Below are 11,381 nucleotides of genomic sequence, written 5' to 3'. Positions count from 1 at the left end.
AGACCCAATCATGTCGGACACCACAGCCACCGCCGCCACCGCCCGCAAGAAGCGCGATTTCAGCATCGGCCGATTGCTGCTGGAAGGCCGCGCCTTCTTTGCGCTGATCGCCATCATCGTCGTCTTCTCGATCCTGTCCCCGAATTATCTGACGATCGGCAACCTGCTGATCATGGCCAGCCACGTGGCCATCTACGGCATCCTTGCCATCGGCATGTTGCTGGTGATCCTGAACGGCGGCATCGATCTTTCGGTCGGCTCTATCCTGGCGCTGGCGGGGGTCAGTGCGGGCGCCATGATGCAGGGGATCCAGATCGACGCGATGGGCGTGATCCTGTATCCGCCGGTCTGGGCCGTGGTGGTGCTGACCTGCGTGCTGGGCGCGGCGGTGGGGGCGGTCAACGGCGTCCTGGTCTCGATCTTCAAGGTGCCGGCCTTCGTCGCCACGCTGGGCGTGATGTATGTCGCCCGCGGGGTGGCGCTGCTGATGACCAACGGGCTGACCTACAACAACCTGTCGGGCCGGGCCGAGCTGGGCAATACCGGCTTTGACTGGCTGGGTTTCAACCGCATCGGCGGTGTGCCGATCTCGGTCATCGTGCTGGCGGTCCTGGCGATCCTGGGCGGGCTGATGCTGTCGCGGTCGTCCTTCGGGCGCTGGCTCTATGCTTCGGGCGGCAACGAACGCGCGGCGGAATTGTCGGGCGTGCCCACGCGGCTGGTCAAGATCACCGTCTACACGCTGTCGGGGATGTTGTCGGCGATCGCGGGACTGGTGCTGGCCTCGCAGCTGACCTCGGCCGGACCGACGGCGGGCACGACCTACGAATTGACCGCCATCGCCGCGGTGGTCATCGGCGGCGCCGCGCTGACCGGCGGGCGCGGCACCATGCGCGGCACGATGCTGGGTGCCTTCGTGATCGGGTTCCTGTCGGATGGCCTGGTCATCATCGGCGTCTCGTCCTACTGGCAGACCGTCTTTACCGGTGCCGTGATCGTTCTGGCCGTGCTGATGAATTCGCTTCAATACGGGCGCGGCGGCCGCAAGGGCTGAGTGTCCGACAACCTTCCCCGCGCGGTCGAACAGGAAACCGGGCCGCGCGGAAAGACTGCCTGACGCGACAAGGGCGAAGGCAGGTCCATCAACCAAGGGAGAGAAGACCAATGATGAAGATGACGCGCCGCCTGCTTCTGGCCGCCGTGGCCGCCGCGCCGCTGATGGCCGGGGCCGCGAATGCCGAGGGGCTGATAACCATCATCGTGAACGACCCGGCAAACCCCTACTGGTTCACCGAGGGCGAAGTCGCCCGCAAAACCGCCGAGGAACTGGGCTATACCGCCAATGTCGCCGCCCACAAGGGCGATACCAATACCGAAAGCACCCTGATCGACACGGCGATCACCAACAAGTCCGAGGCGATCATCCTTGACCCGGCCAATGCGGACGGATCCATCGGCGCGGTCAAGAAGGCCGTCGATGCCGGCATCCCGGTGATCCTGGTCAATGCCGAGATCAACCAGGAAGGCCTGGCCAAGGCCCAGCTTGTGTCGAACAATGCCCAGGGTGCCGCGCTTGGCGCGCAGGCTTGGGTCGAGGCGGTGGGCGATACCGGTCAATATGTCGAATTGTTCGGCAACCCGGCCGACAACAATGCCCAGACCCGCTCGAACGGGTACGAGACGGTGCTGAGCCAGTATCCGGATCTGGAAAAGGTCGGCCGCGAGGTTGCCAACTGGGACCGCACGCAGGGCTATCAGAAAACCCAGTCTCTGCTGCAGGCCAACCCCGACATCATCGGCGTGATCTCGGGCAATGACGAGATGGCGCTTGGCGCGATCGCGGCGCTGAAAGAGGCCGGCAAGCTGGATCAGGTCAAGGTCGGCGGCTTTGACGGCTCGCCCGACGCGGTCGAGGCGGTCAAGGCCGGCGAGATGCAGTATACCGTGTTGCAGCCCGTCGCGGTGTTCTCGGCCGAGGCCGTCAGGCAGGCCGACAATTTCATCAAGAACGGTTCGACCGGGGTGGACAGCGAAAAGCAGCTTTTCGACTGCCTGCTGATCACCAAGGACAACGTCGACAAGTATACCGGCCCCTTCGTGCTGGAACAGTAAAGCCGCAAGGCTGGGGCGCGCGACGACGCCACCGCGCGCCCCAGCCCCGAATTTCCGCGGCGCCCGTGATCCCAATGTCGCTTCTGCTTGGCATCGACAATGGCCTGACCGTCACCAAGGCGGTGATCTTCGATACGGCAGGCCGCGTGGTCTCGATGGCCCGGCGCCGGGTGCCGCAATCCCTGCCACGGCCGCGCCACGTGCAGCGCGACATGACCGGTTTGTGGACCCATACAGCCGAGGCGATCGCCGACGCCCTGTCGGCCTGCCCCCGCCCGGCCTCGGATATTGCCTGCATTGCCGCGACCGCCCACGGCGATGGCCTCTACCTGCTGGATGGCGAGGGCCGGCCGCTGGCGCCGGGCATCCTGTCTTTGGACAGCCGCGCGGGCGAAATCGCGGCGCGGTGGCAGACCGACGGCACCGCCGCTCTTGCCCTGGAACGGACCGGCCAGCGACCTCATGCCTCGGCGCCTTCGGCACTGTTGGCCTGGCTGCGCGCCAACGAACCCGACCGCTTCGCAAGGATCGGGCATGTGCTGGCCTGCAAGGACTGGCTGCGGTTCTGCCTGACCGGCGGCATCGCCACCGACCTGACCGAGGCCAGCACCGCCTTTACCGATGTCGCGACACAGGATTATGCCGATGACATCCTGCCGATCTTCGGGCTCGAGGCATTGTCCCATGCCCTGCCCCCGATCCTGGCCCCCGATGCCGTCGCAGGCCATGTCACGCCCCAGGCCGCCGCCCTGACCGGCCTGGTCGCCGGCACGCCGGTCGCGGCCGGACTGCATGATGTGACGGCATCCTCGCTGGGTGCGGGTGGCTATGCCGAGGGTGTCGCGGCCATCGTCGCCGGAACCTATTCCATCAACGAAACCGTCTCGCGCGCGGCTCGGACCGGCCCGGGCTGGTTCTGCCGCAACGGCATCGCGCCGGGCGAATGGAATGCGATGGCGATTTCTCCTGCCTCCGCCAGCAATTACGACTGGTTCCTCGATACATTCTGCGCCGCCGAACGTGCCGCTGGCGGCCCGGATCTGCACGCCCGGATCATTCCCCAGATCGAGGCCGCGATGGCCCGCCCCTCGACCGCCATCTTTCACCCCTACCTGTTCGGCGCACCGCAGGGCGCTATGGCCAGCGCCGGCTTTTTCGGCCTGCGCGGATGGCAGGATCGCGGCGACATGCTGCGCGCCGTGATCGAGGGGATCACCTTCAATCACCGCGTCCATGTCGATGCCCTGCGCGAAGGCTTTGCCATCGACCGGGCGCGGCTGACCGGGGGCATCTCGCGCAGCCCTGTTTTTGCCCAGCTTTTCGCCGATACCCTGGCCATGCCCGTCAGCACAAGCGACACCGAAGAGGCCGCCGCCTGGGGCGCGGCCCTGTGTGCGGGATCGGCGGCGGGCCTGTTCGAAAGCCCGCGCCACGATCCGCGCGATCCGGGCGCCCTGACCCGGAATTTCACCCCCGATGCCACCCGCAGCGCCGATCTTGACCGCCGCTATGCCGTCTTTCGCGAGATCGGGCGGGCGATGGAACCGGTCTGGCCCAGTATCGAGGCCCTGGACGAATGACAGATCCGCACGACATCGATGTGCTGATCCTGGGCGCGGGAATCAACGGGGCGGGCCTGTTTCGCGATCTGTGCGAACAGGGCGCAAGCTGCGTGATCGCCGACAAGGGCGATTTCGGCGGCGGCACCTCGGCGGCGCCGTCGCGGCTGATCCATGGCGGGATCAAGTATCTGGAGACCGGCGAATTGCGGCTTGTGGCGCAATCCACCTATGAACGGAACCTGCTTTTGCGCAATGCGCCGCATCTGGTGCGGCCGCTGCCGACGGTGATCCCCATCTTCTCGTGGCTCAGGGGCATCGGGCCGGCGCTGCGGACGCTGCTGGGTTCGACCACGGCGCCGCGCGGCCGGGGCGCGGTGCTGATCAAGATCGGGCTGGCGATCTATGATCTCTATGGCCGGCGGGCCCGCGTCATGCCGCGCCATCAGCTGTGGTCGCGGGCGCGCGCCCTGCGCGAAATCCCGCCGCTGACACCGCGCATCGCCGCCGCCGGCCGCTATTACGACGCGATGGTGACGCAGCCCGAAAGGCTGGTCTGGGAATTGCTGGCCGACGGGATCCGCGTCAATCCTGCCGCCCGGGCGCTGAATTACACGACATTGCAGGATACGGATGGAACCACGATTCGGCTGACCGGCCCGGACGGCACACTTGCGCTGCGGCCGCGGATCGTGGTCAATGCGGCCGGGCCCTGGATCGACCGGGTGAATGCGGCGCTTGGCGCGCCATCGCGGCTGATCGGCGGCACCAGAGGATCGCATCTCCTGCTGGATCATCCCGACCTGCTGGCGGCGCTGAACGGACGGATGCTGTATTTCGAGGCCGATGACGGCCGCATCTGCCTGGTCTTCGACTATCTCGGCAGGGCGCTGGTCGGATCGACCGACCTGCGCGCCGACGATCCCGATACGGTCGCCTGCGACGAGGCCGAGGTCGATTATCTGCTGGGGGCGCTGCGCGGGCTGCTGCCGGGGCTGCGCTTTGGCCGCGAACAGATCGTCTATGCCTATTCCGGCATCCGCCCCCTGCCCGCCAGCGATGCGGCCATGCCGGGCCTGATCAGCCGCGACCACTCGGCCCCCGTTGCCGAGCCGCAGGGACCGCGCGTCTGGCCCATCCTGTCGCTGGTCGGCGGCAAGTGGACGACCTTCCGGGGCTTTGCCGAAGAGGTCGCGGACGAGGTTCTGGCGCGGCTTTCGATGTCCCGGCGCATCGGCACGGCGTCGCTGGCGATCGGCGGCGGCCGCGATTTTCCGGCCGATCCGGAGGTTTGGGCCAACGCCGTGGCCGCGCGGACAGGCTGTGCCCCCGACCGGGCGCGAGACCTGCTGGACCGCTATGGCACCACCGCCGGGCCGATCCTGGCGGCCGAGGGCCCGGCGCCCGCGATGCTGGCGGATGCCGCCTATTCGCTGGCCGAACTGGACTGGCTGATCCGACATGAACGGGTGCGGCATCTGGCGGATCTTGTCATGCGGCGCACCGCGATTGCGGTCACGGGGCGGTTGACGGGCCGCGATCTGGACCGCATCGCCGGCCTTTGCGCGCGGGCACTGGACTGGGACGATACCCGCCGCCGGCAGGAAATCGCGGATACGCGGGCGATGCTGACCGGGCGGCACCGCCTGCGGATGGATCAGGCGGCGTCAGAGTGATCCGAGGCGGCAAGATCCGCCTCCAGCGCCAGAACCTGCTGCACCGCCTGGGCTGCCTCGGCGCCCTTGCGGACGAAGTGATCGCGGAAGAACGCCCTGTGCGCGGCGGTTTCCTGATAATGATGCGGCGTCAGCGAGACCGAAAAGCAGGGAATGCCGGTTTCCAGCCCGACATTCATCAACCCGGTCACCACCGCGCCGGCGACGAAATCGTGACGATAGATGCCGCCATCGACGACAAGGGCGGCGGCCACGACGGCATCATAGCGCCCGGTCCGGGCCAGTTTCTTGGCCAGACGCGGCATCTCGAAGGCGCCGGGAACGTCGAAGGCGTCGATCCGCGCGCCGGGAAACAGCGTGGCTGCCTCGGCCAGAAAACCGTCATGGGCACGGTCCACGATCTCGGCGTGCCAGCGGGCCTTGATGAAGGCGATGCGGGGATTGGTCTTGGTCATCTTTCGGAACCTTCCGTTTTGCAACAGCACAGGCCCCAGAGCTTCGATCCTTGACCGCCCCAGGCAAGGGCGGCCTCGGTTCTCTTCCATCCGGACTATACCGTCGGCCCCGGAATTTCACCGGATCTGCTGACCCTTCCGACAGGAAGGCGCTCGCGGGCTGTCACCGCCGGTGGGGAATTGCACCCCGCCCTGAGAACGAGAATCGCGATAGCATGAGGTCGGCGCGCCGCCAAGCCCCGGCGGACAATCGGCGAGGGCGTGACACCGCCTTGCACCAGCGACGCGGCCCGGTCCCTGCGCTTCGTCAGGTCAGCGGACCGCGATCACCGCGAGGCAATCCCCGGTCTGCACGAGGCCCGGAAAATGCCGCGCCGCGATGATGCCGTCGCGGTTTGCCGTGACCGAAACCGGCTCGATCCCGGTCCGGTCGGCGGGCCAGATCCGGGCAATCGGCTGGCCGGCCCTGACCGCATCGCCCAGATCGGCCAGCGGATGCAGCAAGCCGTCGCGCGTGGCAAAGTGAAAGCAATCATCGCCCGGCATGTCCAGCATCACGTTGTCGTCCGCTGCCTCGACCGGCCCGGCGAGAATGCCCGCATGGCGCAGCAGGTTGCGCCCGCCCCGGATGGCGATGGCGGCCGAGGCCGCCGTGGCCGTGCCGCCGCCGCCCAGTTCGGTGGTGACGAAGACCTTGCCCTGACTTTCGGCGGCCGTGTCAAGCATCCCCACCGCGTCGATTTCCAGCATCATCATCGAATAGGGCGCGCCGAAAGCCTGCATCGCCGCCACGCATTTCGCCTGCTGGTCCTTGTCCTCCAGATAATGCGCCGCCGCATAGGGCAGGAAATCCAGCGTCTTGCCGCCCGAATGGTAATCCAGCACGATGTCGGCCATGGGCACCAGAACGCTGTCGAAATAATGCGCGATCTTCTGGCTGACGCTGCCATCGGGACGACCCGGAAAACAGCGGTTCATGTTGATCTGGTCGATCGGGCTGACCCGGGTTCCGGCGCGGAAGGCCGGATAATTCAGGTAGGGCACGATGATGACGCGCCCGGTGACATCCTCTGGCGCGATCTCCCAGGCCAGGGCCTGCAGGGCGATGGGGCCCTCGTATTCGTCGCCGTGATTGCCGCCGGTCAGCAGCGCGGTCGGCCCCGCGCCGCCCGCGATCACGGTGATCGGGATCATCACGCTGCCCCATGCGCTGTCGTTGCGCGAATAGGGCAGTCGCAGAAAGCCGTGATGCTTGCCCGGCCGGTCCAGCGGGATGGTGGGCACGATCGGGTTCGCGGTCATGACTTCACCAGCATCCGGCGCGGGATGTTGCAGAACAGTTCCGGCTCGCGTTCGGTGATGACGATGGATTCGGTGGTCTCGTAACCCCAGCCCTCCATCCACAAGCCGGTCATGAAATGGAAGGTCATGCCCGGTTTCAATTCGGTCTGGTCGCCGCGGCGCAGCGACATGGTGCGCTCGCCCCAGTCGGGCGGATAGGACAGCCCGATCGGATAGCCGGTGCGGTTGTCCTTGACGATGCCGTGGCGGTCCAGGACCGTGAAGAAGGCATTGGCGACATCCTCGCAGGTATTGCCGGCGCGGGCGGCGCCAAGCCCCGCCTCCATCCCTTCCAGCACCGCCTTTTCGGCCTCCAGCATGTCCTGCGGCGGCTTGCCCAGGAAGATCGTGCGCGACAGCGGCACATGATAGCGCTGATAGCAGCCCGCGATTTCGAAGAACGTGCCCTCGTCCTGCTTCATCGGCTGGTCGTCCCAGGTCAGATGCGGCGCCGAGGCATCCGGCCCCGAGGGCAGCAGCGGCACGATCGCCGGATAATCGCCGCCATGCTGGGACCATTCGTCAAAGCGCAGGCCGGCGTCATAGATCTCGGCGACCAGATCGCACTTGCGCTGACCGACCTCGACCTTGTCGGCGATGCGTCGGTGCATCCGCTCGACGATGCGGGCGGCCTTGCGCATGTATTCCAGTTCCTTGGGCGTCTTGATGGCGCGCTGCCAGTTCACCAGCCCGGTGGCGTCAAGAATCTGCGCCTCGGGAAGTCCGTGGACCAGCCGTTCATGCGCCTTGGCGGAATACCAGTAATTGTCCATCTCGACGCCGATGAAGCCGCGATGCCAATTGCGGGTGGCAAGGCTGGCCCACAGGTAGTCCATCGGGTGGCGTTCGACGGACTGCACATAATAATCCGGGTAGCCGATGATATAGTCGTCCGGCATCCAGACCGTGCGCAATGCGCCCTGCGCATCCTGCCCGCGCCCGAACCAGATCGGCGGCCCGTCGGGCCCGACGATCACGCATTGATGCACATAGAAGGACCAGCCGTCATAGCCGGTCAGCCAGGCCATGTTGGACGGGTCCGACACGATCAGCAGATCGAGGCCCAGCTTTTCCATGCTGGAACGTGTCTTTCGCAGCCGCTGTTCGTATTCCTCGGTCGAAAAGCGGTAGGGGGTCCTTTGCAGTTCAGGCATTCGGCTGGTCTTTCGAAAACGCGGCAAGCGCGTGGGTGGCAATGGCGGTGTCCTGCACGCCGGTGCCCGTCAGATCCGCGATGGTGATCTGGTCGGGTGAGGTTCGGCCGGGATGGCGGCCGGAAATGATGTCGCCCAGTTCGGGGATCGCGGCATCCTGGGCGATCACCCCCGCGCCAAGCGCGGCGCGCAATTCGCCCATCAGCCGCGTCTGGCCGACGCGATCGGCGACGTAGAGATCGGCGCGATCAAGGCACAGCGGATCCAGTTCGTTCTTGCCGGCCTGATCGCTGCCCATCGCGGTCACATGCTGGCCGGGGCGCAGCCATTCGGCCCGCAGGATCGGCTGTGTGGCGGGCGTCGTGGTCACGATCACATCGCCAAAGCCCGCCGCGGTCGCGGCGTCGGGCTGGGCCCGGACCCGCAACCCGTCGCGGGCCAGGTCGCGGGCCAGCGCCTCGGCCCGGGCGGGATCGCGTGCCCAGATCACCGCCTCGCGGATCGGGCGGACAAGGCAAAGCGCCTGCAACTGCATCCGGGCCTGCAACCCCGCGCCGAAGATCGCGGCCCGGCTGGCATCCGGGCGTGCCAGATGCCGCGCCGCCACGCCCCCGGCCGCCGCCGTGCGAACATCGGTCAGATAGCCGTTATCCAGCAGCACCGCGCAAACCCGGCCGGTTTCGGTGGACAGCACCACCATCAGCCCCGAGGTCGAGGGCAAGCCCTTCGCAGGATTGTCGAAGAAGCCGGGCGAGATCTTGACGGCAAAACCCGGCAGGCCCGGCACATAGGCGGTCTTGACATCGACCTCGCCGTTCACATCGGGCATGTGCATCGACAGGATCGGCGGCATCTGCACCCCGCCGCCCGCCAAGGCGGCAAAGGCGTTTTCGATCAGGTCCAGCACAGCGTCGTCCAGACGCACCCTTTCGCGCAAAAGGTCTTCGTGCAGGATCAGGATGTCGGACATGCCGCGCCCCTGACGATGGCCGCGTGGCGGGCCGGGTCTATGTTCTGGCCGGACAGGATCAACACCAGCGGGCCATCCACGGCCCGCAGCCTGCCGGCAAGGATCGCCGCCGCGCCGACCGCCGCCGCGCCCTCGACCATCTCGTCCTCCTCGACCGACAGGTGGCGGATGCCGTCGGCGATTTCATCCTCGGTCAGCAGGATCAGGTCGTCCATCAGGTCGCGGCACAGGCCGAAGGTCAGGCGATTCTTCAGCCCGATTCCGCCGCCCAGACTGTCGGCCAGCGTCTGCTGTTCGGGAACCGCGACCGGATGGCCGGCCTTCAGGCTGGCCGCCATGGCCGCGCCGCGTTCCATGCTGATCCCGATGATGCGGATGGCAGGCCGACGGGCCTTGGCCGCCAGCGCCACACCGGCCAGCAATCCGCCGCCCGACAGCGGCACCGCGATGGCCGCGGCATCGGGGATCTGGTCCAGGATTTCCAGTCCCAGTGTCCCCTGCCCGGCGATGACATCGGGATGATCGAAGGGCGGGATCAGCGCAAAGCCTTCCTCGCGCTGCAACCGCCGCGCTTCGTCGAAGGCCTCGTCCTGCGAGGCCCCGATCACACGGGCCTCGGCGTCAAGGGCCCGGATCGCGTCCAGCTTGTTCTGCGGCACCAGTCGCGAGACGCAGATCACCGCCGGCAGGCCAAGCTGACGGGCCGCATGGGCCAGTGCGCGGCCGTGATTGCCGGTCGAGGCGGTCGTCACCCCTGCCACCTCGCCCAGCCGCGCCGCCGCATTCGACGCCCCGCGCAGCTTGAACGCGCCGGTTTCCTGCCGGTGTTCGCATTTCAGCCAGACCGGCCCCCCGGCCAGCCGCGACAGGCCGGGCGCAGCCTTGACGGGCGTCACACGCACCATGTCGCGGATGCGTTCCGCGGCCGCCAGGATATCGTCCAGCGTCACCATGTCCGCACCTGAAACAATCGCCCCGTTCCCTGGGCCGGGATGCGGGCGATGTCCAGCATCGACCAGAACAGGGCCAGGTTCGAACTGAGCACCGGCTTGCCGATCGTCTCTTCCAGCCGCTCGATCACCGAAACCGCCGGCAGCGCGGTGCAGGACATGAACAGCGCCTCTGCCTGCGGATGATCCGATGCCTGCGCGAATTCGACGATCTCGTCGGCCGACAGCAAGGCCATGTCGCGGTCATCGGCATGTCCCATCGACCGGCGCGACACCACGTCAAGGCCGTTGGCCTGAAAATGATCGCCGACCAGATCGGTGGTCTCGCGCAGATAGGGGGTCATCAGGGCGATCCGGGTGACGCCCAGAGCCGCGAATCCGCGCAGCGCCGCCGCGACCGGGGTGCTGACCGGCGCGCGCGAACCGATGGCCTGCTGCACGCCATCGCCCAGCACCGCCGAGGCCGAGGTGCAGCCGAAGGCGATGCCCTTCAGCGCGACCCCCGGCACCAGAAGGTCCGAGGCCGCTTTCAGATGCGGGCCGGTCTTCTTCAGGTTTTCGGCGGTGGTGGGATTGTCAAAGGCGATCCGGGTGACATGCAGCCGGCAGCCCGGCGGCAGCAGCCGCTGCGCGTCGCCCTCGATGGTCAGGTCCGTCGCCAGCGCGATCAGGCCGAAGCGGTTCACGTCGTCGCGCCACATCTTCCGTTTGTCCCTTCAGACGACCAGCACCGGACAGGCGGCAAGGCCGGTGACCTTGTGACTGACCGATCCCAGCAGGTAATTCTCGGTGGCGCCCAGCCCGCGCGATCCGACCACGATCAGATCGCAGCCCTTTTCATGCGCGACCGAAATCAGCGTGCGCGCCGGAGGGCCGGCCTTGATGAAGGCGCTGACCTGCACCACGCCGGCATCCCGGGCATGACTTTTCGCATAATCGGCCGCGTTGCGCGCGGTCGATCGCATGGCCTCGTCCAGGTTGCCGCCCGGCTCCAGCGAGCCGCGCACCATCGACAGCGAGGCTTCCAGCATCGAGTGATGCCGATAGACGGTCAGGATGATCAGTTGTGCATCGCACAGCTTGGCCATCTCGACCGCCTGCGTCAGGGCCCGGTGCGACCCGTTCGAACCGTCATAGCCGACGAGGATTTTCCGAAACATCGCG

General features: G+C 67.1%; 11 protein-coding genes and 1 riboswitch. Of the genes, 4 read left to right on the top strand and 7 right to left on the bottom strand.

Annotated features, from left to right (window positions below; genetic code table 11):
• The first annotated feature begins 10 nt into the window (after positions 1 to 10).
• The 4 genes from AC13CR_RS17125 (at position 11) to AC13CR_RS17110 (ending at position 5,347) form a co-directional block, all read left to right on the top strand.
• Positions 11 to 1,054 (top strand): ABC transporter permease, encoded by a 1,044-nt coding sequence (locus AC13CR_RS17125; RefSeq protein WP_292955212.1) that lies wholly within the window; start codon positions 11 to 13, stop codon positions 1,052 to 1,054.
• Positions 1,055 to 1,167: 113 nt separating this feature from the next.
• The gene (locus tag AC13CR_RS17120) at positions 1,168 to 2,112 is read left to right on the top strand and encodes a D-ribose ABC transporter substrate-binding protein (protein ID WP_292955209.1); all 945 of its coding nucleotides are present in this window, start codon (positions 1,168 to 1,170) and stop codon (positions 2,110 to 2,112) included.
• Positions 2,113 to 2,186: 74 nt separating this feature from the next.
• Complete coding sequence (locus AC13CR_RS17115; RefSeq protein WP_482900913.1) at positions 2,187 to 3,692, top strand: FGGY-family carbohydrate kinase; 1,506 nt, start codon at positions 2,187 to 2,189, stop codon at positions 3,690 to 3,692.
• A complete protein-coding gene (locus AC13CR_RS17110; RefSeq protein ID WP_292955205.1) occupies positions 3,689 to 5,347 on the top strand; it encodes a glycerol-3-phosphate dehydrogenase/oxidase in 1,659 nt (552 codons plus the stop codon). Before AC13CR_RS17115 ends, AC13CR_RS17110 begins: the two co-directional genes overlap by 4 nt.
• Here the strand turns inward: AC13CR_RS17110 and AC13CR_RS17105 are convergent.
• From AC13CR_RS17105 to AC13CR_RS17075, 7 genes are all read right to left on the bottom strand, one after another.
• Positions 5,329 to 5,802 (bottom strand): 6,7-dimethyl-8-ribityllumazine synthase, encoded by a 474-nt coding sequence (locus AC13CR_RS17105; RefSeq protein WP_292955203.1) that lies wholly within the window; start codon positions 5,800 to 5,802, stop codon positions 5,329 to 5,331. The two genes, AC13CR_RS17110 and AC13CR_RS17105, sit on opposite strands and share 19 nt — an antisense overlap.
• Positions 5,803 to 5,876: 74 nt before the next feature.
• A riboswitch (FMN riboswitch) is annotated at positions 5,877 to 6,006 on the bottom strand.
• Positions 6,007 to 6,114: 108 nt separating this feature from the next.
• Positions 6,115 to 7,104 carry a N(2)-acetyl-L-2,4-diaminobutanoate deacetylase DoeB gene (doeB, locus tag AC13CR_RS17100; RefSeq protein ID WP_292955200.1) on the bottom strand — a complete coding sequence of 330 codons (990 nt, stop codon included), beginning with the start codon at positions 7,102 to 7,104 and terminating at the stop codon, positions 6,115 to 6,117.
• A complete protein-coding gene (gene doeA, locus AC13CR_RS17095; protein ID WP_292955197.1) occupies positions 7,101 to 8,297 on the bottom strand; it encodes an ectoine hydrolase DoeA in 1,197 nt (398 codons plus the stop codon). The genes doeB and doeA overlap by 4 nt, the downstream gene beginning before the upstream one ends.
• A complete protein-coding gene (locus tag AC13CR_RS17090; protein ID WP_482900912.1) occupies positions 8,290 to 9,267 on the bottom strand; it encodes a cyclodeaminase in 978 nt (325 codons plus the stop codon). The genes doeA and AC13CR_RS17090 overlap by 8 nt, the downstream gene beginning before the upstream one ends.
• A complete protein-coding gene (gene eutB / locus AC13CR_RS17085; RefSeq protein ID WP_482900911.1) occupies positions 9,252 to 10,220 on the bottom strand; it encodes a hydroxyectoine utilization dehydratase EutB in 969 nt (322 codons plus the stop codon). The genes AC13CR_RS17090 and eutB overlap by 16 nt, the downstream gene beginning before the upstream one ends.
• Positions 10,214 to 10,918: a maleate cis-trans isomerase family protein gene (locus AC13CR_RS17080; RefSeq protein WP_292955188.1), complete on the bottom strand. Its 705-nt coding sequence runs from the start codon at positions 10,916 to 10,918 to the stop codon at positions 10,214 to 10,216. Before AC13CR_RS17080 ends, eutB begins: the two co-directional genes overlap by 7 nt.
• A gap of 15 nt (positions 10,919 to 10,933) precedes the next feature.
• A complete protein-coding gene (locus AC13CR_RS17075) occupies positions 10,934 to 11,377 on the bottom strand; it encodes a universal stress protein (protein ID WP_292955185.1) in 444 nt (147 codons plus the stop codon).
• Between the last annotated feature and the right edge of the window lie 4 nt (positions 11,378 to 11,381).

Source organism: Paracoccus sp. L-17 (assembly GCF_056857655.1).
Note: the sequence above shows the minus strand (reverse complement) of the source record. Positions and strands in the feature narration are given on the sequence as shown.